20 protein-coding genes are annotated in these 24788 nt (G+C 72.0%); 12 read left to right on the forward strand and 8 right to left on the reverse strand.

What is annotated here, in order from left to right:
- Positions 1-147 precede the first annotated feature (147 nt).
- From MKK53_RS07000 to MKK53_RS07010, 3 genes are all read left to right on the forward strand, one after another.
- Positions 148-390: a hypothetical protein gene (locus tag MKK53_RS07000; RefSeq protein ID WP_243927968.1), complete on the forward strand. Its 243-nt coding sequence runs from the start codon at positions 148-150 to the stop codon at positions 388-390.
- Positions 390-530 carry a hypothetical protein gene (locus MKK53_RS07005; RefSeq protein WP_243927969.1) on the forward strand — a complete coding sequence of 47 codons (141 nt, stop codon included), beginning with the start codon at positions 390-392 and terminating at the stop codon, positions 528-530. Before MKK53_RS07000 ends, MKK53_RS07005 begins: the two co-directional genes overlap by 1 nt.
- 246 nt (positions 531-776) lie before the next feature.
- On the forward strand, positions 777-2759 hold the full coding sequence (locus tag MKK53_RS07010) for an acyl CoA:acetate/3-ketoacid CoA transferase (RefSeq protein WP_243927970.1): 1983 nt from the start codon (positions 777-779) through the stop codon (positions 2757-2759).
- A gap of 26 nt (positions 2760-2785) precedes the next feature.
- On the opposite strand, the gene MKK53_RS07015 is transcribed toward MKK53_RS07010, so the two are convergent.
- The 5 genes from MKK53_RS07015 to MKK53_RS07035 form a co-directional block, all read right to left on the reverse strand.
- The gene (locus MKK53_RS07015) at positions 2786-4531 is read right to left on the reverse strand and encodes an ABC transporter ATP-binding protein (RefSeq protein ID WP_243927971.1); all 1746 of its coding nucleotides are present in this window, start codon (positions 4529-4531) and stop codon (positions 2786-2788) included.
- Positions 4525-5229 (reverse strand): siderophore-iron reductase FhuF, encoded by a 705-nt coding sequence (fhuF, locus tag MKK53_RS07020; RefSeq protein WP_243927972.1) that lies wholly within the window; start codon positions 5227-5229, stop codon positions 4525-4527. The genes MKK53_RS07015 and fhuF overlap by 7 nt, the downstream gene beginning before the upstream one ends.
- Positions 5226-6503: an MFS transporter gene (locus MKK53_RS07025; RefSeq protein ID WP_279598858.1), complete on the reverse strand. Its 1278-nt coding sequence runs from the start codon at positions 6501-6503 to the stop codon at positions 5226-5228. Before MKK53_RS07025 ends, fhuF begins: the two co-directional genes overlap by 4 nt.
- A 251-nt stretch (positions 6504-6754) precedes the next feature.
- On the reverse strand, positions 6755-7948 hold the full coding sequence (locus MKK53_RS07030; protein WP_243927973.1) for a major royal jelly family protein: 1194 nt from the start codon (positions 7946-7948) through the stop codon (positions 6755-6757).
- A gap of 157 nt (positions 7949-8105) precedes the next feature.
- On the reverse strand, positions 8106-9182 hold the full coding sequence (locus MKK53_RS07035) for a catalase family protein (protein ID WP_243927974.1): 1077 nt from the start codon (positions 9180-9182) through the stop codon (positions 8106-8108).
- A 178-nt stretch (positions 9183-9360) separates the two neighbouring features.
- Here MKK53_RS07035 and MKK53_RS07040 point away from each other — a divergent pair, with 178 nt between their 5' ends.
- On the forward strand, positions 9361-10443 hold the full coding sequence (locus MKK53_RS07040) for a catalase family protein (protein ID WP_243927975.1): 1083 nt from the start codon (positions 9361-9363) through the stop codon (positions 10441-10443).
- A gap of 24 nt (positions 10444-10467) precedes the next feature.
- On the opposite strand, the gene MKK53_RS07045 is transcribed toward MKK53_RS07040, so the two are convergent.
- Positions 10468-10710 (reverse strand): hypothetical protein, encoded by a 243-nt coding sequence (locus MKK53_RS07045; RefSeq protein ID WP_243927976.1) that lies wholly within the window; start codon positions 10708-10710, stop codon positions 10468-10470.
- 472 nt (positions 10711-11182) lie between these two features.
- Here MKK53_RS07045 and MKK53_RS07050 point away from each other — a divergent pair, with 472 nt between their 5' ends.
- From MKK53_RS07050 to MKK53_RS07060, 3 genes are all read left to right on the forward strand, one after another.
- The gene (locus MKK53_RS07050) at positions 11183-11617 is read left to right on the forward strand and encodes a GlcG/HbpS family heme-binding protein (RefSeq protein WP_243927977.1); all 435 of its coding nucleotides are present in this window, start codon (positions 11183-11185) and stop codon (positions 11615-11617) included.
- Positions 11618-11701: 84 nt separating this feature from the next.
- Complete coding sequence (locus MKK53_RS25555) at positions 11702-12016, forward strand: hypothetical protein (RefSeq protein ID WP_313901532.1); 315 nt, start codon at positions 11702-11704, stop codon at positions 12014-12016.
- The gene (locus tag MKK53_RS07060) at positions 12013-13332 is read left to right on the forward strand and encodes an NRAMP family divalent metal transporter (RefSeq protein WP_243927978.1); all 1320 of its coding nucleotides are present in this window, start codon (positions 12013-12015) and stop codon (positions 13330-13332) included. The genes MKK53_RS25555 and MKK53_RS07060 overlap by 4 nt, the downstream gene beginning before the upstream one ends.
- On the opposite strand, the gene MKK53_RS07065 is transcribed toward MKK53_RS07060, so the two are convergent.
- A complete protein-coding gene (locus MKK53_RS07065; RefSeq protein ID WP_243927979.1) occupies positions 13316-14572 on the reverse strand; it encodes an MFS transporter in 1257 nt (418 codons plus the stop codon). The genes MKK53_RS07060 and MKK53_RS07065 overlap by 17 nt on opposite strands.
- Positions 14573-14950: 378 nt before the next feature.
- Between MKK53_RS07065 and oxlT the strand changes: the two genes are divergently transcribed.
- The 4 genes from oxlT to MKK53_RS07085 all read left to right on the forward strand — a co-directional run bounded on the left by oxlT (position 14951) and on the right by MKK53_RS07085 (position 22731).
- Positions 14951-16255, forward strand: a complete 1305-nt coding sequence (gene oxlT / locus MKK53_RS07070; protein WP_243927980.1) for an oxalate/formate MFS antiporter — start codon at positions 14951-14953, stop codon at positions 16253-16255.
- 121 nt (positions 16256-16376) lie between these two features.
- Entirely contained in the window at positions 16377-17384 is a 1008-nt protein-coding gene (locus tag MKK53_RS07075) for a 2-dehydropantoate 2-reductase (protein WP_243927981.1), read from the forward strand.
- The gene (locus MKK53_RS07080) at positions 17381-18952 is read left to right on the forward strand and encodes an acyl--CoA ligase (RefSeq protein WP_279598877.1); all 1572 of its coding nucleotides are present in this window, start codon (positions 17381-17383) and stop codon (positions 18950-18952) included. Before MKK53_RS07075 ends, MKK53_RS07080 begins: the two co-directional genes overlap by 4 nt.
- A gap of 152 nt (positions 18953-19104) precedes the next feature.
- Positions 19105-22731 carry a PAS domain S-box protein gene (locus MKK53_RS07085; protein WP_243927983.1) on the forward strand — a complete coding sequence of 1209 codons (3627 nt, stop codon included), beginning with the start codon at positions 19105-19107 and terminating at the stop codon, positions 22729-22731.
- A gap of 97 nt (positions 22732-22828) precedes the next feature.
- On the opposite strand, the gene araD1 is transcribed toward MKK53_RS07085, so the two are convergent.
- A complete protein-coding gene (araD1, locus tag MKK53_RS07090) occupies positions 22829-23809 on the reverse strand; it encodes an AraD1 family protein (RefSeq protein WP_243927984.1) in 981 nt (326 codons plus the stop codon).
- Between the two features lie 204 nt (positions 23810-24013).
- Between araD1 and MKK53_RS07095 the strand changes: the two genes are divergently transcribed.
- Positions 24014-24745 carry a FadR/GntR family transcriptional regulator gene (locus MKK53_RS07095; RefSeq protein ID WP_243928000.1) on the forward strand — a complete coding sequence of 244 codons (732 nt, stop codon included), beginning with the start codon at positions 24014-24016 and terminating at the stop codon, positions 24743-24745.
- Positions 24746-24788 lie beyond the last annotated feature (43 nt).

Below are 24788 nucleotides of genomic sequence, written 5' to 3' on the forward strand. Positions count from 1 at the left end.
GCGCATGCATGGTGCTCATGGGCCGGATCCATGAGCGGGGTCACGGCCGGGGATCTTGGACGCGGCCTCGGGGCCGGTCATCCGGCCGTCATGCCGCCGGCCTAGGCCACCCCCCTCGCCGGCGCGCCCGGCCTGCAGCCCCGTCCCATGTTCACGCACTATTGTCTCGATCCCCAGGACCCGTTCGCCGAGCGCGAGGTCCTGGTGGCGTTCGAACCCGCCGCCTCCGGCATCCGGCTCCTCGCCGCCCTCGATGCGGACCACGCCGACATCCTGCCCGACCTGATCGACGCCCAGTGCGACGACCTGCGGCGCGAACTCGCCGCCGCCGGCTGGTGCGCCGGCCGGGGCCAGCCCGTGCCGGGCGCCGACGCACGGGCGGCGGCCTGATGGGCCGGGAGCCCACCGATGCCGCCGGCCCGGCGGGGACGGGCCGCGAGACGCGGATGCAGTCCTACATCGCTGTGGCGGTGATGGGGGTCGGTCTGCTCGGCGTGCTGGGCGGCCTGCTCCACATCCTCCCCGCCTGAGGGCCGCGCCGCCCGGCCCCGCGGCCGCCGCCCGCCGGTGCAATTTTTCTGACGGGGTCTCGAAGAGTTTTTAAGCAGCGCACCGGTCCAGTTTTGGAGTAATGTCTTGCATTAGGCCAATGATTTCGTGCGGTGCCGCACAAATCGTTGCGCTGCAAAAAGAACTGCATTTGAAATGCAGTCGATCTCGCGGCCGGATCCTTCGAGGTGCCGGGCGTCCGGGTTTCAGGGAGGATCGCGAGCTTCATGAAGAAGAACAAGGTCATCTCCGCGGACGAGGCGATCGCCCTTGTCCGCGCCAACGACGTGCTGACCACGACGGGTTTCGTCCAGAGTTGCATCCCGGAGGCGCTCCACGCCGCCCTGGAGAAGCGCTACGTGGAGACCGGCTCGCCGCGGGGCCTGACCCTGATCATGACCGCGGGCGCGGGCGACAGCAAAGGTCTGGGGACCGGGCGCCTGCACCATCCGGGGCTGCTCGCGCGGGTCATCGCCGCCAACTTCGGGCGGATGCCGAAGGTCGCCAAGGCCGCGCAGGACAACCTGATCCGCGGCTACAACCTGCCCCAGGGTGTGATCTCGCAGCTCTACCGCGCCTGTGCCGCCGGGCAGCCCGGCCTGTTCTCGAAGGTCGGCCTCCAGACCTACGTCGATCCGCGGCACGGCGGCGCCAAGGTCAACGACCTGACCACGGAGGACATCGTCAAGCTGGTGGAGGTCGATGGCCAGGAATGGCTGTTCTACACCGCCACCAAGATCGACGTGGCCTTCATCCGCGCCACCTCGGCGGACCCGTCCGGCAACCTCTCCTACGAGAAGGAGGCGCTGACGCTGGATTGCCTCGCCCAGGCGATGGCGGCGCGCAACAACGGCGGCATCGTCATCGCGCAGGTCGAGCGCATCGTGGACGACGGCTACCTGCTGCCGAAGGACGTGCGGGTGCCGGGCATCCTGGTGGACTGCGTGGTGGTCGCCGAGCCCGAGATGCACCGCATGAACTACGGCGTGGTGCACGACGCGGCGCTGGCCGGCGAGATCCGCGTGCCGGTGACCGGCATCAAGCGGATGCCCCTCAACGAGCGCAAGATCATCGCCCGGCGGGCCGCCTTCGAGCTGCCGCCCAACGGCGTGGTCAACCTCGGGGTCGGGGCCCCGGAGGGCATCTCGTCGGTGGCCAACGAGGAGAAGATCACCCCCTACATCACCCTCACCACCGAGGCGGGGGCGGTGGGCGGCGTGCTGGCCTCCGGATCGAGCTTCGGCGCGGCCACCAACGCCGACTGCATCATCGACCAGAACCAAATGTTCGACTTCTACGACGGCGGCGGCCTGGACATGACCTGCCTCGGCATGGCCGAGTGCGACGAGGCCGGCAACGTCAACACGTCGAAGTTCGGCGGCAAGCTCAACGGCTGCGGCGGCTTCATCAACATCTCGCAGAACGCCCGCACCGTGGTCTTCGCCGGCACCTTCACGGCGGGGGGCCTGGAGATCGCCGTGCAGGAGGGCCAGGTGCGGATCCTCAGCGAGGGCAGGGCGCGCAAGTTCGTCACCCAGGTCCAGCAGAACACCTTCTCGGGGCCCTACGCGGTGCAGCGCTCGCAGCCGGTCCTGTACGTCACCGAACGCTGCGTCTTCCAGCTCACGCCGGAGGGGCTGGAGCTGGTCGAGGTGGCGCCGGGCATCGACATCGAGCGCGACATCCTCGCCCACATGGATTTCGCCCCGGTGGTGCGCAACCCGGTGCCGATGGATCCCCGGATCTTCCGGGAGGAGCCGATGGAGTTGATCTCCGATCTGCTCAACCTCGATCTCAAGGCGCGGGTCAGCTACGACGGCGAGCGCAACATCCTCTTCATCAACCTCGAAGGCTGGTACTGCCGGGTGAAGGGCGACATGGACGAGCTGCGCATGACCATCGTGGAGGCGTGCCGGAAGGCGGGCCAGCGGGTCAACGCGGTGATCAACCACGACGGCTTCCGGCTGAACGAGAACCTCGTCGATGACTATGCCGGGATGGTCCAGTATCTCCAGGCGAACTACTACGCGACCACGACCCGCTACGCCACGAGCGCCTTCCTGCGCCTCAAGATGGAAGAGGCGCTCACCCGGCGCGGCGTCGCCCCCCACGTCTTCGAGCGCAAGGAGGAGGCCCAGGCCTTCCTGAACAGCACCGGGGACAACAAGGCCCGCAAGCGGATCTCGCCGGCCGTCGCCTCGGCCGCCTGAGGGCGCCCGGCCCCGGCGGCGGGGTCTCACTCCGCCGCCGCGATCCCGGCCTCCCCGGCCCGGCCGAACTGGGCGGCGTGCAGGCGGCGGTAGGGGCCGTCCGCCGTCAGAAGGACCTCGTGGCGGCCCTGCTCGACGACGCCGCCCTCGCCGAGGACGACGATCCGGTCGGCGTCGCGGATGGTCGCGAGGCGGTGGGCGATGATCAGCGTCGTGCGGCCCCGGGCGAGGTCGGCCAGCGCCCGCTGGATCTCCCGCTCGGTCTGCGTGTCGAGGGCCGAGGTCGCCTCGTCGAGGATGAGGACCGGCGGGTTCTTCAGGAAGACCCGGGCGATGGCGATGCGCTGCTTCTGCCCGCCGGACAGGCGCACGCCCCGCTCGCCCACCACCGTGTCGAGCCCCTCCGGCAACCCGTCGATGAGGCTGCCGAGCCGCGCCCGCCGGGCGGCCTCCTCGATCTCGGCCGCGGTGGCGGTGAGGCGGCCGTAGGCGATGTTCTCGCGGATCGTGCCCGCGAACAGGAACACGTCCTGCTGCACGATGCCGATCTGCCGCCGCAGGGAGTCGAGGGTGATGGCGCGCAGGTCCAGCCCGTCGATGGTGATCCGCCCGGCCTCGACGTCGTAGAAGCGCGGCAGCAGGGCGCAGAGGGTGGTCTTGCCCACCCCCGAGGGACCCACGAAGGCCACCGTCTCGCCCGCCGCGACGGTGATGTTCAGGCCGGTGAAGACCGGACGTCCCCGCCCGTAGCCGAACCTGACCTCCTCGAAGCGGATGTCGCCCCGCAGGGGCTCGGCCTCGACCGCGCCGGGGCGGTCCACGATGTCGGGCTCGGTGGCGAGCAGCTCCTGGTAGCGCCGGAACCCCGCGACGCCCTTCGGATAGGTCTCGACCACGGCGCCGATCTTCTCCAGGGGCCGGTAGAAGACGCCGACGAGGAGCAGGAAGCCGACGAAGCCGCCGGGGGTGAGTTCGCCGCGCACCACGAAGGCCGCGCCGCCGAGCAGCACCGCGATCTGGACGAGGCGCAGGCCGAGGTAGTTGATCGACAGGCCCGCCGCCATCAGCCGGTAGGCCTCGAGCTTGGTGTCGCGGTAGCGGGCGTTGTCGAGGGCGAACAGCGCCCGCTCGTGCCGCTCGTTGGCGAAGGCCTGCACGACGCGCATCCCGCCGACATTCTCCTCGATCCGGGCATTGAAGGCGCCGACCCGGCCGTACTGCGCCTGCCAGTTGCGGGTCATCCGCCCGCCGTAGCGCAGGGACACGAAGGCGATCACCGGCAGGATCGCCCCGGTGATGAGGGCCAGCGGCGGGTGGACCCAGAGCATCAGCAGGAAGGCGCCGGCCAGGGTCATCACCGCGATGAACAGGTCCTCGGGGCCGTGGTGGGCGACCTCGCCGATCTCCTCCAGGTCCTTCGTCACCCGGGCGACGAGGTGGCCGGTCTTCTGCCCGTCGTAGAAGCGGAACGAGAGCTTCTGCAGGTGGTCGAAGGCGCGGGCGCGCATCGTGGTCTCGATGTTGATGCCGAGCACGTGCCCCCAGTAGGTGACCACCACCATCAGCCCGGCATTGGCCACGTAGATCAGGGCGAGGCAGGCCGCCGCCAGCAGGATCAGCCCCCAATCCTGGCGGGGGAGCAGGGTGTCGATGAAGCCTTTCACCGCCACGGGGAAGCCGAGTTCGAGCAGGCCGGAGAGCACGGCGCAGCCGAAATCGAGGAGGAACAGGGCCCTGTGCGGCCTGTAATAGGCGAGGAAGGCCTTCAGCATGGCGGGGCACAGCGTTCGAGGGGGCAGAGCGCCCCGCAGGAGGGAACGCCCGGCAGGCGGTGGCGCAGGCAGCAGGCGCGCCGCCGCGGGCCGCCCGACGCGTCCGGGCGCAGGGCCTGTGCCAGGGGGGTCGTAGCGCAGGCCGCCCCGCCGCGCCATCCGAGGCAGGCCGCGACCTCCTCGCAGGCCGGGGCGTCGCCCCCGAGTTCCCGGGCGACGTGCCCGAGGATCGTGGCGGCGTTGCCCCACAGGACCCGGGGGGCGAGGCCGCAGCGGGCGTGGCACAGGGCCACGAAGGGGCGCAGATGCCCCTCCACCAGCCCCGCGAGGCCGGCGGGGCAGGCCGCCCCGCCGCAGGCGCCCCCGTCGCGGATGAGGAGCCGGGCCGGGCGCCCGCCCTCGTCCAGCTCGAGGCTCGTGGCCGCGAAGGCCAGGGGCAGGGGACGGCCGAGGCGCATCAGCGCGGTGAGGGCGGGGGTGGCCAGCGCCGCGAGGTAGTGCTGGCTCCAGTACGAGACGACGGCGCGCCGGTCGGCCCCGCCATAGCCCGCGGCGAAGGCCGTGATCGCCCCGTCGAACACCGCCGGGTCGTGCAGGGAGGCGAGCGGCAGGGCCGCCGTCCCGCCGGGGCCCACGGCGACCCCGTCCCGGTACGCCCCGAGGGACGGGGGCACGTGGGCGGCGACCTCGGCGATCATCGCGCGCCCCCCTGGTCGCCGCGCAGGGTGCGGGCGACCATGAGGGCGAGCCCGCCTGCCGCCGCCGCGTAGACCGGCAGCGCGGCGGCGAAGTACACGGCCCAGCCGAGCCATTCCGCCAGCGCCGCCGCGGCGACCCGCAGGGGCATCGCGGCGAAGAAGGCCGCGCCGAACAGGAGGGCGTAGTCGGTGGCCGGGCGCGGGCCCTGCGCCCAGCGGTAGATCATGTTGAACACCGGCACGCCGAGCATGCCGCCGCAGACGAAGTTGAGGACCGTCGCCGCGATGGCGACCGGCGCCGAGCCGGCGGCGCAGGCGGCGGCCATCAGGGCGCCCGAGGCCAGGACGCCGAGGGCGCCGAGGACGATCAGGCGGGCTGTCCCGACCCGGACGGCGAGGCCGCCGGCCACCAGGGCCATGACGAGGTTCACCGCCGGCAGGACGCTGCCGGTGAGGAACCCGACCTCGGCGAGGGGCACCTGCAGGTCGAGCAGGGCGAGGGTGTTCGGCCCCGAGACGAGGTAGGCCGCCGCGAAATAGGCGCCGAGCGCCAGGATCCGCGGCGCGAGGTGGCGCAGGCGGCCGAAGGACCCGGACCACCGCTCCGGCGCGTCCCCCCGGCGGCGCAGGCGCCGCTCCGGATAGGCGAGGATCGGCAGGAGGCAGGCGAGGTCCATCGCGGCGCAGGCCAGGACCGCCGCGCGCCAGCCCAGGCTGTCGTAGGCCCCGACGAGGACGCCGACGCCGAGGATGCCGCCGAGGGAGGCGCCGCAGAGCTTGGCCGAGGCGACATAGGCCCGCCGGCCCGCGGGCACCGTCTCCACGACCAGCGCCTCCAGGGCGATGTCCATGGTGGCGACGCAGGCGCAGGCCGCCACCGCCAGGCCGAGCAGCACCGGCAGCGGCCATCCCTCGCCGAAGCTCATCGCCGCCAGCAGCGCCGCCGTCGCGCCCTGCGCCGCGACGATCCAGCCAATCCTGTGGGCCAGCAGCGGGAGGCGGACCCTGTCCAGCACCGCCGCCCAGAGGAAGGTGAGGCCCACCGGGAGGTTGATGAGCTGCAGCAGGCCGACCTCGGACAGGTCCGTGCCCCGGGCCCGGAGGATCAGCGGCGCCCCGCCCGAGAGGAAGCCCAGGGTCAGCCCGAAGGTGACGTACAGGCAGAAGAACGGCGCCAGGGGCCGCACGCCCTCCACGAGGTCGCCGAGCCGGGCGCGCACCGGGAGGAGGGCGGCCCGGCTCACGGTGGCGCCGATGGTCCCAGGGCCGGGCAAGTGCTCGGCGGCAAACCGGGCACGGACTGCCAGATTATATCCACTCTAATCTATCGCGCCCTCTGAGTTGACGCTGATTATAGTGGTGGAATGGACCCGGCAAGGACTTTCGGATTGTGCGACGAAAACCCGTTGCCGCGGTTTATCTCAAGTTGGAATAAGTCGAATAGTGGTCCGACTGCCGGGGCGAGCCTGCGAGGCCGGCCCCCGGGGTGCCGCGGCGGCACCCCGGCCGGACTGCGGCGCCGGGCTTAGCGGCCGGTGGAGCCGGTGACGTCCGCCGGGCGCGGCTTGATGGACCACAGCTCCGTCGGCAGGCTGATCGGCGCGCCGGGCTTGTAGTCCGCCGAATCCTGGATGTGCGACGTCGTCACGTAGATCGTGCCGTCCGGCCCCTCGGAGAACGTGTCCGGCCAGCGCAGCTGCGGGTCCTGCACCACCGTCGTCAGGCCCTTGCCGTTCTGCGAGAGGTCCCGGACCTTGACCGCGTTGTCCTGCGGCGAGGTCACGTACATGCGCCCGTCCTTGCGCGAAATCAGCAGGCCGTCGGCCGGGCCGTTCTCGCCCACGGTGGCGATCTTGCCGCCGAGGGTCCTGTCGCTCAGCATCTCCGGCACGAAGGAGGCGGTGGCCCAGCCGGTGAGGGCGTCCGTGGGCAGGCTGTAGAGGGTCTTGCCCTTGATGGCCTGCCAGTAGAGCGTCTTGCCGTCGGGCGAGAGGGCGATGCCGTCCGCGGAGAACTCCACGCCGCGCCCGTCCGGGCGGCGCAGGGGCTTGCCGTCGTACTGCACGGTCACGCTCTTATCGGGCATGGTGGTGGGGTGGCCCGAGAGCACCCGCTTGGCCGAGCCCGCATCGATGTCGACCACGATCAGCGCGCCCTCGGCGCCGGAATCCGTGAGGTAGGCGGTCTTCCCGTCCGGCGAGATCCGCACGTCGTTGATGTAGGAGGCCTGCATCACCGTGCTCGTGTCGAAGGGAATGGTCTTCACCACCTTGTTGGTCTTCAGGTCGATGCCGACGAGCTTCGGCCCGTCCTTGACCACATGGGCCATGGCGGGGGCGGCGGCATCCACCACCCACAGCCGGTCCTGCCCGTCGGCTACGACGCTCTGCACGCAGACGAAATGCGTCTTGGGGTCGACCTCGTCCTTCTTGGCGTTGCGCCACGCGTTCCACTCGGCGTCCGGGTAGGCGACGGGCTTGCCGTCCTTCACCTCGGCCACCGAGACCGGGGCGTCCTCGCTCCAGCGGGGGAAGTTGACGAACATGCGCCCATCCTTCGCCACGGTGATCCCCGTCACCTGATGGTCGAAGCTCGCGACCTTGGTCAGCACGCCCTGCCCGGCGGCGGGGTCCTGGGCCGCGGCCGGGCCGGCGGCGATGGCGGCGCCTGCCAGCAGGAGGGCGGTCAGCGGCGTCCGGGTGCGGGCGGCTCTCGTCATGTCAGGGTGTTCCGATCCGGAGGGCGAGGCGGAGGCGAGGGCGCGGCCCGCCCGGCTCCGGCTCGTGCATCGTGAAGAAGAAGAAGGGGGGCGTCGGCCGGGCAACCCGGGCCGGCCGGGCTCCGTTCCCGGATCCCCGGCCGATCCGGCCCGACCGTCAGCGCCCGGCCTGGGGCTCGTGGATCGGGCAGCCGTTGAAGCGCTCCCGGAACTTCGCCGAGTGGCGGTAGGGTGCGTTGCGGGCGCGGTTGATGTTCCCCAGCGGCCGGTGGGCGGCGAGGCCGGTCCAGACGCTGAAGCGCATCCCCTCATCCACCGCCTGGACCTGCCCCGCGTCCCAGCTGTCCTGCGGGCGGACGGTGATGGTCGCCACCCGCTGGAACGGGGCCTCCGCCTCGTCCCAGGCGACGGTGGGGTCCTCGACCGGCTGGCGCTCCAGGTCGCGGCAGAGCTGGACGCAGAACTCCCAGACCCCCTCGATGCCGACCATCTCGAACTGCACCGTCTCGCGGATGGCGTTCGGCCGCCCGGAGGCGTCGATCTCGGTGCCGGTGAGGGCGGTCAGGGCCGGAGCCACGGGGCGCAGGGAGAACTTGGCGATGTAGTCGCCGTACCGGAACGGGGTGACGCTGTAATAGGTCTCGCCGAGGGGATCGACGTTGGGGGCGCCGCCCAGGGAGGCGACCGTCGGGCTCTCGATGCCCACCGCCTGCAGGGCCTTGTTGACCCCGCGCAGCACGGTTGAGCCGAACACCTTCAGGCCCTCGGCCCGGTCGGTGGTGCCGGCCAGCAGCTTCAGGCTGCCGAGGAACTTGTCCGCGCTCGGTGCCTGGAAGACCGGCCCGTTGACCATGATGAAGTTCTGCGTCGTCCCCTCCGCCTCCGGCAGGCGCTCGCCCGGCACGTCGAGGACCTTCAGGGCGAGGCCCCGGGGCAGGGACACCGAATCCGGCAGGATGTCCCCCGCATTGGTCGACAGGCGCATGTAGACCCTGTGCTCGCCGGGGGTGGCGAACAGGCCCTGGGCCAGCTCCGGGGGCAACCCCGCCTCGATGCGCATCGCGCCCTCGAGGATGCCGTGCGCCTTGGCGTGAACCGAGCGCACCGCGTGCCCCGAATCGTCGGCGACCCGCTGAAGGATGGTATCGAAGGTCTCGCACAGGCCTTCGATAGTCTTGCCTTCATCGGGCTTCACCTGCTCGACGTCAGGGCTATAGCGTACAGGTGCTTCCAAGGTCCGTCTCCACGGTCGGCCGTAGGACAGAACTAGCCGGGACGCGCCCCGTTCCAGATTGTGCGGCATTCAATCGCCCTCGTGCGTCTTGGGACGGTCCGGCGGGAACGGGCGGGCGCCGCGCTGCTTGTCGGCCAGAGAGAAATCCGCCCCGCTCGCACACCGGCAGAGAGGCCCCATGAACTACCTGCGCTACACGCCCGACATCGAGACGCCGGCCCCCGACGAGCAGGCATCGATCGACGGCATCATCCAGGGGATGACGCAGCAGTCGCAGACGGTGGAGGCGCGCGAGCACCATGCGGTGCGGGCGAGCCACGCCAAGAGCTCGGCCTGCGTCACCGGCGAGTTGACGGTGCCCGAGGGCCTGCCGCCGGAACTCGCGCAGGGCCTGTTCGCCAAGCCCGGCACCCACCCGGTGGCGGTGCGCTTCGCCCAGGGGCCGGGGGAAACCCTGGGCGACCGGGTCTCCACCCATCGCGGCATGTCGATCAAGGTGTTCGGCGTGCCGGGGGAGAAGCTGCCGGGCCATTCCGCCGACACGCAGGATTTCGTGCTCGCCACGGGCACGACCTTCCCCTCCGGCACGGCGGCGGGGTTCCTGCGCGACGGCACGGTGATCGGCAAGTCGACCGGCCTGCCGGAGGGCGTCAAGAGCGCCGTCTCCGCCACCGCGCGCAACCTGAACCGGGTGCTGCACGCCTTCGGCACCGAGAGCGCCCTGGCCGACTTCTTCGGCCACCCCTACAGCCACCCCCTGGCCGACAGCTACTTCAGCCAGGCGCCGATGCGGTTCGGCGACTACGTGGCCAAGCTCGGCGCGGTGCCGGCGGCGGAGGCGCAGCGCGCCCTGGCCGAATGGCGCCTCGACCCGAGCGGCGACGAGGACGGGTTCCGCCACGCGGCGGCGGCGTTCTTCCGCGACAACGAGGTGGTCTATGAGCTGAAGGCGCAGCTCTGGGCGGATGCCGGGCGCCAGCCCATCGAGGACGCCTCGATCGACTGGCCGGTCTCCGTCAGCCCCTACCGCACGGTGGCGACGATCCGCCTGCCGCGGCAGGACGCCTATTCCCCCGAGCGGGTCCGCTACTTCGACGAGGTGATGACTTTCCGCCCGGCCCACAGCCTGACGGAGCACAAGCCCCTCGGCTCGGTGATGCGCGCGCGCCTCCAGGTCTACCGGGCGCTCAGCGATTTCCGCCACCGCCAGAACGGCGTCGCCGCCGAGGACACGGCCGACATCGGCCGCATCCCCGCCTGAGGCGCGGCCGCGGACGGCGCCCGGTCAGGAGACGGACAGGGCGGCCGTTTCCATCATCCGGTGGACCAGCGCCTCGCGCCGCGCCTGGGCGAGGACGAGGCGGGCCGCCCTGCGGGCGTTGGCGGCCCGCTGCACGGCGGCGGGCCCGCCATCATGCTGGGCGCGGGCGGCCAACCTTCGGAACCAGTTCGCGTTGGCGCGGGCGATCGCGCGGCGTGCGGCGAAGCCGTTCGCGACGGGCGGCGCTGCCTCGGCGAGGCTCGACATGACGTGTGCTCCCTCGCGCCGTTCACGCGGGCCCTCCGCGAGGCCCTTCGATTCGCGTGAATACGCTATAAAAATTTCATACGACGGGATCCGGCCGGCGCAAAGCTGTAAAAATCAGTTAAGTAATCAGCTCGGTGCAGCCGATCGGTGCGGACCGACGGGAGATTTGGCGGCGAACGACCGACTTTTCCAATATGGTTAAGCGGCAGTCTTTTTAAGACTACGGATTGTTCGGTATACCGACGATGTTCCGGGGCCCGGCCCGTGCGGGGACGAGACGAGTTGGCCCGGTCCGGCATCCACCACATGGGAAAACGGGGCAGTGTCGGTTTCGGTTCCGGAGCATTTCGGGACGCCGACGGGGGCAGGATCACCGCGTTACTGTCGAGGCGGCGATAGGCTGGCGGACTGCATTGAGTCACTTTGACCCGTCCTATAAGCCTCTCAGCCCGAAACGACGGAGGAGAGCGCCATGCATGTCACGATCGAGCAAGCCCTGACGGCGATCAGGGCCGCCGAGGGGAAGGCGAAGGAACTCGGCACGCAGATGTGCATCGCGATCGTGGATTCCGGCGGCAACCTGAAGGCCTTCCACCGGATGGACGACGCCTGGGTCGGCTCCATCGACATCGCGCACAAGAAGGCGAAGACGGCGGTGTTCTTCGGCATGAAGACCGGCCAGATCGGCCAGCTCTCGCAGCCGGGCGGCCCGCTCTACGGGATCGAGCATTCGAACGACGGGCTGATCACCTTCCCCGGCGGCATCCCCATCGTCGATTCCGACGGGGTGATGTCGGGGGCGATCGGCGTCAGCGGCTCGACCGTGGAGAACGACGACGCCGTCGCCGAGGCCGGCGCCCGCGCCATCGGCCAGACGGAGCTGCCCGCCCATCCCTGGCGCACCTGAGCCGCCCCGGCGCTTGCGCTGGATCAAGGCGGGCGCCCCGGTGCGGGGGCAGGCTGGACTTCGCGGTGGAAGCGGAGTCCAGCCATGGGCGAATACCTCGTGATGTTCCACAAAGTCGTTCCGGACGCCCTCGGTGACGACCGGAGCGTCCTGCAGCGGCGCGCGGTCGTCGCCGCCCGGTCGGACGTCGCGGCCGCCTATGCGGCCAAGGCGATGTTCAGCGAGGCGGCGGGCATCGCCGACTGGCGGATGCGGGCGGACACCTGCGTGGTGATCGCGCTGCCCGCCGCGTGGCGTGAGATCGGCATCGGTGCGGAGGGGGGCGAGCCGGCCCGGTCGGCACCCCGCGGGGCCGAGCGCGCCCCCGCCCCGCCGCCGGCCCTGGCCGCGCACGCGTGACCCTCCCGCGAGCCCCCCGGCCGATCGAGGATCCGGAGGAGGCGAGCCCGGTCGTCGGCCCGTCGAAGCCGCGCCCGTTGCGGGCGCTGGGCCCCGGCCTGATCACCGGCGCCTCGGACGACGACCCAAGCGGCATCGCCACCTACAGCCAGGCCGGGGCGCAACTGGGCTACGGCCTGTGCTGGACCATGCTCTACACCCTGCCGCTGATGGCGGCGGTGCAGATGGTCGCCGCCCGGATCGGCCGCACCACCGGCCGGGGCATCGCCGGGGTGCTGCGGGAGCATTATCCGAACGGTGTGCTCCAGGGCATCGTGCTCCTCCTCCTCGCGGCCAACATCCTGAACCTCGGCGCCGACCTCGGCGCCATGGCCGACGCCCTGAACCTGCTGTTGCCCGGGCCGCGCTGGCTCTACGTGGCCCTGTTCGCGGGGGCGTGCGCCTTCATGCAGCTCGCCCTGCAATACGCCCGCTACGTCACCGTCCTGAAGTGGCTGACCCTCAGCCTGTTCGCCTATCTCGGCGTGGTGATCTTCGCCCAGGTGTCCTGGGGGGAGCTGGCCCTGGCCATGGCCGTGCCGCGGCTCACCCTCGACGGGCCGGGCCTCACCACCCTGGTCGCCCTCTTCGGGACGACGATCAGCCCCTACCTGTTCTTCTGGCAGGCGGCGGAGGAGGCCGAGGACCTGGGCGCCTTCCCGCGCCGCCAGCCCCTCCTGCGCGCCCCGGAGCAGGGGCGCGGCGCCCTCCACCGGATCGAGGTGGACACCCTCGTGGGCATGACCTTCTCGAACGCGGTGGCCCTGGCCATCATGGTCACCGCCGCCGCGGTGCTGCATCCGCGGGGCATCACCGACATCCAGACCTCGGCCCAGGCGGCGGAGGCGCTGCGCCCCTTCGCCGGGCCGTTCTCCGCCACGGTCTTCGCCCTCGGCATCATCGGGACGGGGCTGCTCGCCGTGCCGGTGCTCGCGGGCTCGGCGGCCTATGCCGTGGGGGAGGCCCGGCGCTGGCCGGTGGGGTTCGGCCGGCGCCTGCTGGAGGCGCGGGCCTTCTACGGGACGGTGGCCCTGGCCACCCTCGTCGGCATGGTGATCAGCCTCGGGGCGGTGGATCCCATCCGCGCCCTGTACTGGAGCGCGGTGGTCAACGGCGTCATCGCCGTGCCGATCATGGCGGTGATGATGCGCGCCGCCGCCCGGCCCGACATCATGGGGGCCTTCGCCGTGCGGGGGCCGCTGCGGGTCCTCGGCTGGGTCGCCACGGCCTGCATGTTCGCGGCCGTGGTCGCCATGCTGGCTACCGGGCTGGTCTGATCCGCGGCAGGAAGGCCGCCAGCAGGCCGATGGCCGGCAGGAAGGCGCAGAGGCGATAGACGTAATCGATGCTCGTCCGGTCGGCGACCTCGCCGAGCACCGCCGCCCCGAGCCCGCCCATCCCGAAGGACAGGCCGAAGAACAGGCCACCCACGAGGCCGACCCGGCCGGGGAGCAGTTCCTGCGCGTAGACGAGGATCGCCGGCATGGCCGAGGCCAGGATCATCCCGATCGGCACCGTCAGCGCCACGGTGAGCCAGAAGTTCGCGTAGGGCAGGGCGAGGGTGAAGGGCAGCACGCCCAGGATCGAGCCCCAGATCACCGCCTTGCGCCCGATCCGGTCGCCCACCGGGCCGCCCACCAGGGTCCCCGTCGCCACCGATCCGAGGAAGACGAACAGGCAGAGCTGCGAGGCCTGCACCGAGACGTGGAAGCGGTCGATCAGGTAGAACGTGTAGTAGGAGTTGAAGCTCGCCATGTAGAAGAATTTGGAGAAGATCAGCACGATCAGGATGCCGATGGTCGCCACGATCTTCCCGTGGGGGAGGACCTGCTCCGCGCCCCCGGCCCTGGCGCCTCGCCGGGCCGCCGCCGCGAGGCGCGCCCGGTACCAGCGCCCGACCCAGGCCAGCACGCCGATGCCGGCCAGCGCCGCCAGGGAGAACCAGATCACGCTGTGCTGCCCGTTCGGCACCACGATGAAGGCGGCCAGCAGCGGCCCGAGGGCCTGGCCGGTGTTGCCGCCGACCTGGAACACCGACTGGGCCAGCCCGTAGCGCCCCCCCGAGGCCGCCCGCGCCATGCGCGAGGATTCCGGGTGGAAGACCGAGGAGCCCATGCCCACGAGCCCGGCGGCGACCAGCAGCACCCCGTAGGACCACGCGCTGGCCAGCAGCACGATGCCCAGGAGCGAGCAGGTCATCCCCACGGTCAGGGAGAAGGGGCTCGGGCGCTTGTCCGTGTAGAAGCCGACGACGGGCTGGAGCAGCGACGAGGTGAGCTGGAAGGTGAGGGTGATCAGCCCGATCTGCCCGAAATCGAGGGCGAAGCTCTGCTTGAGGAGCGGGTAGATCGCCGGGACCAGGGACTGGATCAGGTCGTTCAGCAGGTGGGACAGGCTGAGGGCCGCCAGGATCCCGTAGGTGGTCGTCTCGGCCCGGGCCGGCGTGGGGGGCGAGACCGGCGACGCCCCGTCGATCGCCGCCACCGGCAGCGTTCCCTCGGCCCTGTGCGCGTTCATCTCGCCGTCGTCCCTGATTCCATCCCCACACCCCCGTGCGCCCGCCTTATGCGCCCATCGCCGGGCGAACGGAACGGGACGGGGGCATGGCGCCGGGGGCAGGCGGGGGGCGGGTGTCGCTCACGTCTGCGTGAGCGGGGTCCTCGCCCGCATCCCCGGCTCCGCCCCGCGGCCCCGGATTGAAGGCGGCGGGGAAGGTCGCTCTCGCTGCGCCGCCCACTCCCCGTGTTGCGCCGCCGTTCAAATTTTTCCGAGCGACGGCAAAATATTTTGCCGATCTACAATGAATGATCCCGCCGGCTGGCATATTGTATCGTTTATTTACTGCTTTAGAACCTTGGCGCTCAGGTTAAAGTTCGCAGAGGAGCGCCCCCTTACATGGCCATGCCTGCCGCAGATCCCGCGCGGGGTCCGATCGTCGGCGCCTCCGGGGTGGGTGCCCCCGCCATTGGCCGCTGGGGCCAGCTCGCCCTCGGCGTGCTGTGCATGTCGATGATCGCGAACATGCAGTACGGCTGGACGCTCTTCGTCAATCCGATCAACGACAAGTATCAGTGGGGCAAGCCGGCGATCCAGGTCGCCTTCACCATCTTCGTCATCACCGAGACGTGGCTGGTGCCGATCGAGGGCTGGTTCGTGGACCGCTACGGCCCGCGGGTGGTGACGCTCATCGGCGGCGGCCTCTGCGCCCTCGGCTGGACCATGAACGCCTACGCCGAGTCCCTGGCGATGCTCTACGCCGCCGCCGCCGTGGGCGGCATCGGCGCCGGGGCGGTCTACGGCACCTGCGTCGGCAACGCCCTCAAGTGGTTCCCGGACCGGCGCGGCCTCGCCGCCGGCCTCACCGCGGCGGGCTTCGGGGCGGGCTCGGCCCTCACCGTCGTGCCGATCGCGGCGATGATCCGCGACAGCGGTTACGAGCACACCTTCCTCGTCTTCGGCCTCGGCCAGGGCCTCGTGGTGATGATCGCCTCGCAGCTGCTGTCGGCCCCCGATGCCGGCTTCAAGGACCGGATGCTCTCCGGCGTGCCCGCCGCCAACGCGGTCACCCGCCGGCAATACGGCCCCTCCGAGATGGTGCGCACGCCGGTCTTCTGGCTGATGTACCTGATGTTCGTGCTGATGGCCGCGGGCGGCCTGATGGCCACGGCCTCCCTCGGCCCCATCGCCAAGGACTTCAAGGTCGAGGGCGTGCCGGTCTCGATCCTCGGCCTGACCCTGCCGGCCCTGACCTTCGCGCTCACCATCGACCGGGTGCTCAACGGCGTCACGCGGCCGTTCTTCGGCTGGGTCTCGGACCGGATCGGGCGCGAGAACACCATGGTCCTCGCCTTCACCATCGAGGGCGTCGGCATCCTGGCGCTGGGCCTGCTCGCCCATCACCCCTTCGCCTTCGTGCTGCTCACCGGCCTCGTGTTCTTCGCCTGGGGGGAGATCTACTCCTTGTTCCCCTCGACCTGCGCCGACACCTACGGCTGCCAGTCGGCCACCGCCAATTCGGGGCTGCTCTACACGGCGAAGGGGACCGCCTCGCTGCTGCTGCCGGTCTTCCTGCTGATCCAGTCGCAGACCGGGAGCTGGCAGACGGTGTTCTACGTCGCCTCGGGCATGGCCTTCCTGGCGGCCTTCCTGGCCATGTTCGTGCTCAAGCCCATGCGGGCGAGGTTCGTGGCGCGAAGCTAGCGGCGGATCGTTCCGTGCGGCGGCCCGTTTCGTCTGGCAGGCGGGGCGGTGCCGCCGATACAGTCGACGCAAGCCGCCTCGCGCGGCATCGCCAATCATCCCTGCAGGGTACACGGGTCCCATGAGTATCGCGATCGTCGGCGCCGGCGCCATCGGCGGCTATCTCGGCGTGAAGCTGGCGGAGGCCGGCGAGGACGTCACCTTCATCGCCCGCTCCAACGCCGAGGCCATCGCCCGCGACGGCCTGCGGCTGATCGAGGAGGACGGCACGGAGCGCCACGCCCGCAACGTGAGGGCGACGCGCTCGATGAAGGAGGCCGGGCCGCACGACCTCGTGCTGCTCACGGTGAAGGCCCATCAGGTCGGCCCTATCGCCGCCGACCTCGAGGCCCTCATGGGTCCGGACACCACCGTGGTGACGATGCAGAACGGGATCCCCTGGTGGTACTTCACCGGCGGATACGGCGGCGAGCACGCGGGCACCCGGCTGGAGACCGCCGACCCCGGCGGCCTCATCGCCCGGCACCTCGACCCCCGCCGGGTCGTCGGCTCCGTGGTCTACCCGGCGGCGGTGCTCACCGACCCCGGCACGGTGAAGGTGATCGAGGGCAACCGCTTCGGCCTCGGCGAGCTCGACGGCTCCAAGTCCGAGCGGGTGCTGGCCATCTCGCAGCGCCTGACCCAGGCCGGCTTCAAGGCCCCCGTCACCACCGACATCCGGGCCGAGATCTGGCTGAAGCTCTGGGGCAACCTCAGCTTCAACCCGATCTCCGCGCTGACCCACGCCACGCTGGAAGACATCTGCCGCTTCCCCGACACCCGGGCCCTCGCCACGGAGATGATGAAGGAGGCCGAGCGGATCGCCAACGCGCTCGGCATCACCTTCCGCGTCGGCATCGACCGGCGCATCGCCGGCGCCGAGAAGGTCGGTGCGCACAAGACCTCGATGCTCCAGGACGTGGAGGCCGGGCGCCCCATCGAGCTGGAGGCGCTCGTCGGCTCGGTGATCGAGCTCGGGCGCCTCATCGGGGTGGCGACGCCGCATATCGACAGCGTCTACGCCCTGATGCGGCTGCTGGCCCAGAGCCTCGACCGGGCGAACGGCCACCTCGCCATCGCCTCCGCCTGACCTCCCCCGAACCGACGCCATCCGAGGACGCCCCCGTGGCCGCACCCGCAACCACCCTCCGTGACCTCATCGCCGCGGGCGCGGACGAGGCCCCCGCCCTCACGAGCCCCGGCGGCGTGCCGCTGACCTTCGGCCGCCTGCGCGACCTCACCGACCGCACCGTCGCCGCCCTCAACGCCCGGGGCATCGGCCGGGGCGAGCGGGTCGCCATCGTCCTGCCGAACGGGCCGGAGATGGCCGCGGCCTTCATCGCGGTGGCGGCGGGCACCACCTCGGCGCCCCTCAACCCGGCCTACACGGCGGACGAGTTCGAGTTCTACCTCAACGACCTGCGGGCGCGGCTCCTGGTCGTGGCCGAGGGCAGCGATTCGGCGGCGGTCGCGGTGGCCGAGAAGCTCGGCATGGCCGTGGCCCGCCTGACACCGACCCCGGAGGAGGGCGCGGGCAGCTTCACCCTGGCCTTCGCCGGGGAGGCGGGCGAGCCCTCCGCCCACGGTGGCCTCGCCGGGACGGGGGACGTCGCCCTGGTCCTGCACACCTCCGGCACCACCTCGCGCCCGAAGATCGTGCCCCTCAGCCAGGGCAACGTCAGCGCCTCGGCCCGGCACATCCGCACCAGCCTCGCCTTCACGGCGCAGGACCGCGGCCTGAACATCATGCCGCTGTTCCACATCCACGGGCTGATCGCCGGCATCCTGGCGCCGCTCTCGGCGGGGGGGCAGGTCTGCTGCACGCCGGGCTTCAACGCCCTGAAGTTCTTCGGCTGGATGGAGGAGGCCAAGCCCACCTGGTACACGGGCGTGCCGACCATGCACCAGGCGATCCTCGGCCGGGCCGGGCGCAACCGCGAGACCATCGCCGCGACGCCGCTGCGGTTCATCCGCTCCTCCTCCGCCTCCCTGCCGCCGCAGGTGCTGCGCGAGCTGGAGGAGACCTTCGGCGCCCCCGTCATCGAGGCCTACGGCATGACCGAGGCCGCCCACCAGATGGCCTCGAACCCCCTGCCGCCGCAGAAGAACCGCCCCGGCGCGGTCGGCCTCGCGGCGGGCCCGGAGATCGCCGTCGTCGGCGCCGACGGGGAGCCCCTGCCGGCGGGGGAGCCCGGCGAGATCGTGATCCGCGGTCCCAACGTCATGGCCGGCTACGAGAACAACGAGAAGGCCAATGCCGAGGCCTTCACCCCCCAGGGCTGGTTCCGCACCGGCGACCAGGGCGTGCTCTCGCCGGACGGCTACCTCTCGATCACCGGGCGGCTCAAGGAGATCATCAACCGCGGCGGCGAGAAGATCAGCCCCCGCGAGGTGGACGAGATCCTCCTCGACCACCCCGCCGTGCTGCAATGCGTGACCTTCGCCCTGCCCCACGACAAGCTCGGGGAGGAGGTCGCCGCCGCCATCGTCCTGCGCGAGGGCGCCTCCGCGGGGGAGAAGGAGATCCGCGGTTTCGCCTCCGAGCGCCTCGCCCCGTTCAAGGTGCCGGCGCGGATCGTCATCCTGCCGGAGATCCCGAGGGGGGCCACCGGCAAGCTGCAGCGGATCGGGCTGGCACAGAAGCTCGGCCTCGCCTGAGACATATCGTCAGCGTCGAGGATAGGAAGAGATCAAGTCGCTACAGGAAAGGATAGCGTAAGGAACATTTATGGATTGGGCCCCATCAATCCCTGGATCGGCACGCGAAGGTTTCGCGGTTCGTTCCTGTGAGATCTCAGCCCTTGGACTGTGTGGCCCCCGTCCCGCCATCGCCAGCCCCGGCCCGCTGTGACGGCGGTTCGCCCCTCGACTCGGCCTGTGGCGTCGCCAGGGCCCTCCTCGGCGCCCCCTCGGCCTTCGCGATCCTCGACGGGGCGGACGGGATCCGCATCGCCGGCCTCAGTGGGATCGACGGCGACCGCGCGGGCCTGATCGCCGGATCGCCCGGCTTCGGTGCCGGCCTCGGCCGCATGGCGCAGGGCGTGGTGCTGCGCGGGCTTCCCGGCGGCGCGGCCTTCTGCGCCGTCGCCCCCCTCCATGCGGGGGATGGGGGCTGGATCGGCGCCCTGTGCGTGATCGACGGGGCGGACCGCCCCGATCCCGCCCCGGCGGCGTGGGGCTCCCTCGCCGAGGCGGCCCGGCTCGTGGCCGGGGCGCTGCGCGCGGAGGAGGCGGAGCGCCGCCTCGCCGGCAGCGAGACCCGCCACCTCCAGGCCCAGGCCGCCCGCCGGGTGGCGGAGGAGACGGCCTCCTTCGGCCATTGGCGCCTGGACGTCGCCACGCAAACCCTCGCGTGGTCGGCGGGGATCGCGGCGATCTTCGGCCGCAACGCGATCCTCGAGCCGGTGCCCCTGGACACCCATTGCAGCTTCTACCACCCGGAGGACCGCGACGAGGTCCGGCGGCGCATCGGTGTGGCCCTGAACGGGCGGGGCCGGCTGCCCCGCGGCGGGTACGAGCACCGCTCCCGCATCCTGCGCCCCGATGGCGAGATCCGCCACGTCAGCGTGCGCGGCATCGACGAGCGCGATGCCTCCGGCCGCCTCGTGGCCGTCTGCGGCATCTGCCTCGACGTCACCGAGCTCACCCGCTCCACCCGCGCCCTGGAGGAGACGGACCGCCTGCTGCGCGCCACCCTGGAGGCGATCGACCAGGGGCTGCTGATGACCGACGGCGAGGGGCGGGTCCGGGTCTTCAACCGGCACGTCGCGGGCATGATGGGCGTGCCCGACGGGCTGCTCTCCGACGGGGCCCCGTTCGCGGCGGTGCGCGCCCACCAGTTCGCCCACGGCGAGTTCGCGAAGGTCCACCCCGACCTCCGGCGGTGGCTGGAACACGGGGAGCCCGAGCACCGGGTGGCCGTCTACGAGCGCGAGCGCCCGGACGGGACCGTCCTCCAGGTCCGCACGCTTCCGTTCTCCGGAGGCGGCCTCGTCCGGACCTTCACCGACGTCACCGCCCAGCGCCGGGCCCAGAACGCCCTGCGCGCCAGCGAGCGCCGCTACCGCCTGATCGCCGAGCACGCCAGCGACATCATCGTCTTCAGCGACCTCGACACCACGCGCCGCTACGTCTCCCACGCGGTGACGCCGATCCTCGGCTACGACCCCGAGGAGCTGGTCGGCACCCGGCCCGTCGCCTTCATCCACCCCGACGACGGGGCGGCCTTCGATGCCGCCCTGGGCGCCCTGCGGGAGGGCGGCACGGAGCGGGCGCCGATTCCGCTGCGCTACCGCCACCGGGACGGCCACTGGGTCTGGCTGGAGCTGGCCTTCGCGCTGGTCCACGACCCCGACAGCGGCGAGCCGGACGGGTACGTCTCGACCCTGCGCGACGTGAGCGCCCGCGTGGCGGCGGAGGAGGCGGCCCGGCGCGGCGAGGCCCGGAACTGGGCCGTGGCCGAGGAGCGGCTGCGGGCGATGCAGGCGCAGGCGGACTTCTCCACCGCGGCGAGCGCGGCCATCCTGGCGCAGCTCGCGGAGGGGGTGATCGTCACCGACGCCGCCGGGCGGATCACCCTGGTGAACACCGCCGCCGCGGGCATCCACGGCGTGTCGCGGCTCGATGTCGAGCCCGATGCCTACAGCGACACCTACCACCTCTTCACGGAGGAGGGGAAACCCTACCCGCCCCGGGATCTCCCCCTCGCCAAGGCGGTGCGGGGCGAGACCGTCCGCGACGCGCGCTGGCGCATCCGGCGGCCGGACGGGACCGAGGTCGTCGCCATCGGCAACGCCCAGCCCCTGCGCGGGGGCGAGGGCGGCCAGATCGGCGCGGTCCTCACCGTGCGCGACGACACCGCCCGGGACGCCGCCGAGGGGGCCCTGCGCACCCTCAACGCGACGCTGGCCCAGCGGGTGGCGGAGCGCACCTGCGAGGCCGAGGCGGCCCGGGAGCTGGCCGAGGCGGGGAGCCGGGCGAAATCCGAGTTCCTGGCCTCCATGAGCCACGAGATCCGCACGCCCCTCAACGGCATCATCGGCTATGCCGACCTCCTCCTCGACGAGGGCGGGCTCGGCACCCGCATCCGCCAGTACGGCGAGCGCATCCGCTCGGCGGGCGCGGCCCTGCTCACCGTGGTCAACGACGTGCTGGACGTCTCGAAGATCGAGGCGGGGCAGGTCGAGATCGCCCGCCGCCCCTTCGCCCCCGCCGCCCTTATCGACAACACCCTGTCGATCGTCCGCGGCCTCGCCGAGGCGAAGGGCCTCGCCCTCGGCCTCTCGATCGATCCCGCCCTGCCGGACTGGCTGGCCGGCGACGAGGACCGGCTGCGGCAGGTGCTGCTCAACCTCCTCAACAACGCCATCAAGTTCACGCCCACCGGCCGGATCGACCTGACCGTCGCCGTGGCCGGGCAGCGTGGCGACGCGGTGAGCCTCGACTTCCGGGTGAGCGACACCGGCATCGGCATCCCGGCGGACAAGCAGGATCGGCTGTTCCGGCGGTTCAGCCAGGTCGATGGCTCCTACCGCCGCGCCCATGACGGCGCGGGCCTCGGCCTGGCGATCTGCAAGAGCCTCGTGGAGCTGATGGGCGGCGCGGTGCGGGTCGAGAGCGTCGAGGAGCGGGGCTCCACCTTCTCGTTCACCGTCGACCTCCCCCGGACCCTCCCCCCGGAGGCGGCCAAGCGCGACAGGAGCGACCTGCGCGGGCGCCCGCCCCGCCGGCTGCTGCTGGCCGAGGACGTCCCCCTGAACCAGGACCTCGCCCGCATCATCCTGGAGGCGGCGGGCCATGCGGTGGACGTGGTGCCCGACGGGGCCGCGGCCCTGCGGGCGGTGGAGGCCGGCACCTACGACCTCGTCCTCATGGACGTGCAGATGCCGGTGATGGACGGCGTGAGCGCCGCCCGGCTGATCCGCGGCCTCGCCGGCCCCGCCGGCCGGGTGCCGATCATCGCCCTGACCGCCAACGTCCTGCCGCAGCAGGTCTCCGAGTTCCGCGAGGCCGGGATGGACGGCCATGTGGGCAAGCCCTTCGTGCGCGCCGACCTGCTCGATGCCATCGACCGCTGCACCCGAGCGGGCGGCACCTGGGACCGGGCCCGGCCCGTGCCGGAGGCCGCAGCCCTCAACGCCATCGCCGACGTCATCGGCCCGGAGCGCGTGCACGGGCTGCTCCAATCGCTGGCCCAGGAGCTCGATGCGCGCTTCGGCGCCGCCGCCGGCGGGGTCCGGCCCCGGGACGGGGTCGCCCAGGACGCCCACGCCATGATCGCCGCCGCCGCCATGCTCGGCTTCACCGACCTCGCCCGCCTGTGCCGGGAGGTCGAGGCGGTCTGCCGCTCCGGGCTCGACTACGGCCCGGCCTTCGCCGACCTCCGCGCCCACTGCGCCGCCGTCGTCACCGAGATCGGCCTGATGCGGGCGGCGTGACCTCAGGCCCGCGCGACATCGCCCGGAGCGGCCCCCGGGGCTCCCCTCCGGGCGGGAAGACGGGGCCCGCCGGCCGGAGTCGGGATGGAGGCCCCGCTCACAGGCCCCTCACGGAGACCTCCGCGGCCGGGGCGAGGGCGAGGGGGTTGCGCAGGGGCAGGGCGAAGGGCTCGGCCTCGATCTCGAACACGTCGCCCGGCCGGGTCGCCACGCCCTCGCTGAACGACAGGGTCGCCGTGCCGAAGAAGTGGACGTGGACGTCGCCGGGGCGGCGGTGGCCCGGATACTTGAAATGGTGGTGCTCCAGGTTGGCGATGCTGTGGGACATGTTGGCCTCGCCCGAGACGAAGGGGCGCTCCCACAGCACCGCGCCGTCGCGCAGGATGCGGCTCGTCCCCCGCACGTCCGCCGGGAGCGCCCCCACCCGCAATTCCGGCCCCACCGCCGCCGGGCGCAGTTTCGAATGGGCGAGCCAGAGGTAGTTGCCGCGCTCCGTCACGTGGTCGGAGAACTCGTTGGCCAGGGCGAAGCCGAGGCGCACGGGCGTCCCATCCCCATCGATGAGGTAGATGCCGGCGATCTCCGGCTCCTCGCCGCCGTCGAGGGCGAAGGCGGGCGAGACCAGGGGCGCGCCGGGGCCGACCAGGGCGCTGCCGTCGCCCTTGTAGAACCATTCGGGCTGGACGCCGGGCTGGCCCGGTGCCGGCTTCCCCCCTTCGACGCCCATGCGGAACATCGTCATCGAATCGGTCGGCGCCGGGTCGGCGGCGGCGGCCCGGTGCATCTTGTCCCGCCCCTCGGCCGAGCCGAGATGGGTGAGGCCGGTGCCGGTGAGCAGCAGGTGGGCCGGATCCTCGTGGTCGATGGGGGGCAGGAGGCTCACCCCGGCGAGGTCCAGGGGCTCCCCCGGCCCCGCGGCGGCGACCGCGCCGGCGAGGTCCTGCCCGGCCGCGAGCGCCCGCCGGGCGAGGTCGAGGACGCTGCCCACCCCCGGCACCGTGCGGCTCTCGCCCCGGTCCAGGGCGGCGACGCCGCGGGTTCCGTCCGCTTTCGTAAACTGGACGAGCGACAGGGCCATGGTTCCCCCCTCCGGACCGGCCCCCACCCATGTCTGGGCCGTCTCGCATTAATCAGACAATTGGCTAGCGGGATTCGCGGCCCGCGGCAAGCGCCCCCGGGGGCTGTATCCTTGCACTCGGCGGCCCGGCGGCCTACTGCGAAACGGGCTCCCGGCACGGGGATCGGGGCGGCTTCGTCGAGTGGAGTGAGGCGGTTGAGGCGCGTGAGCGACGGCGAGCGCATGGGGTTGCCCCCCCCTGCGCCCGGCCAGCGGATCCATGGCTCCGTCGCGCGCACCCTCGGGATCGCGATCCTGTCCGGCCTGCACGCGCCGGGGGCCGTGCTGCCGGGGGAGATCGAGTTCTCGGAGCAGCTCGGCATCTCCCGCACCGCCTACCGCGAGGCCGTGCGCATCCTCAGCGCCAAGGGCTTGGTGGAGAGCCGGCCGAAGACGGGCACGCGGGTCAGCGCCCGCAGCCGCTGGAACCTCCTCGACCCCGACATCCTGGCCTGGGCCTTCGAGGCCGAGCCGAGCGAGACCTTCATCCGCGACCTGTTCGAGCTGCGCCAGATCGTGGAGCCCGCCGCCGCCGCCCTGGCGGCCGAGCGGCGCTCCTCGGTGGACATCGCCCGCATGGGCCATGCCCTGGAGGAGATGGCCCGCTACGGCCTCGCCGTGCCCGAGGGCCGCGCGGCCGACCGGGCCTTCCACCATGCGGTGCTGGAGGCGACGCGCAACGCGCCGCTCCTGTCCCTGTCCAGCTCCATCGTCGCGGCCGTCACCTGGACGACGATCTACAAGCAGCGCCTGCGGGCCCTGCCGCGCAATCCCCTTCCCGACCACCGCGCCGTCTACGAGGCGATCGTGGCCGGCGATTCCGAGGGCGCGCGGGAGACGATGTCCGTGCTGATCCGCCTCGCCCTGGCCGACACCGAGATGTCGATGCAGGCGTGAGACGTCGCCTCCCCTCCACCACGCCTGCGGGCGGAGGGGGAGG

The organism is Methylobacterium sp. J-076, assembly GCF_022829405.1.
Classification (GTDB): Bacteria; Pseudomonadota; Alphaproteobacteria; order Rhizobiales; family Beijerinckiaceae; genus Methylobacterium.

Excerpts from the sequence above, each read along its gene's own strand:
- MKK53_RS07000 (WP_243927968.1), top strand. The coding sequence starts at position 148 with ATGTTCACGCACTATTGTCTCGATCCCCAGGACCCGTTCGCCGAGCGC.
- MKK53_RS07005 (WP_243927969.1), top strand. The coding sequence starts at position 390 with ATGGGCCGGGAGCCCACCGATGCCGCCGGCCCGGCGGGGACGGGCCGC.
- MKK53_RS07010 (WP_243927970.1), top strand. The coding sequence starts at position 777 with ATGAAGAAGAACAAGGTCATCTCCGCGGACGAGGCGATCGCCCTTGTC.
- MKK53_RS07015 (WP_243927971.1), bottom strand. The coding sequence starts at position 4,531 with ATGCTGAAGGCCTTCCTCGCCTATTACAGGCCGCACAGGGCCCTGTTC.
- fhuF (WP_243927972.1), bottom strand. The coding sequence starts at position 5,229 with ATGATCGCCGAGGTCGCCGCCCACGTGCCCCCGTCCCTCGGGGCGTAC.
- MKK53_RS07030 (WP_243927973.1), bottom strand. The coding sequence starts at position 7,948 with ATGACGAGAGCCGCCCGCACCCGGACGCCGCTGACCGCCCTCCTGCTG.
- MKK53_RS07040 (WP_243927975.1), top strand. The coding sequence starts at position 9,361 with ATGAACTACCTGCGCTACACGCCCGACATCGAGACGCCGGCCCCCGAC.
- MKK53_RS07045 (WP_243927976.1), bottom strand. The coding sequence starts at position 10,710 with ATGTCGAGCCTCGCCGAGGCAGCGCCGCCCGTCGCGAACGGCTTCGCC.
- MKK53_RS07050 (WP_243927977.1), top strand. The coding sequence starts at position 11,183 with ATGCATGTCACGATCGAGCAAGCCCTGACGGCGATCAGGGCCGCCGAG.
- MKK53_RS25555 (WP_313901532.1), top strand. The coding sequence starts at position 11,702 with ATGGGCGAATACCTCGTGATGTTCCACAAAGTCGTTCCGGACGCCCTC.
- MKK53_RS07065 (WP_243927979.1), bottom strand. The coding sequence starts at position 14,572 with ATGAACGCGCACAGGGCCGAGGGAACGCTGCCGGTGGCGGCGATCGAC.
- oxlT (WP_243927980.1), top strand. The coding sequence starts at position 14,951 with ATGGCCATGCCTGCCGCAGATCCCGCGCGGGGTCCGATCGTCGGCGCC.
- MKK53_RS07075 (WP_243927981.1), top strand. The coding sequence starts at position 16,377 with ATGAGTATCGCGATCGTCGGCGCCGGCGCCATCGGCGGCTATCTCGGC.
- araD1 (WP_243927984.1), bottom strand. The coding sequence starts at position 23,809 with ATGGCCCTGTCGCTCGTCCAGTTTACGAAAGCGGACGGAACCCGCGGC.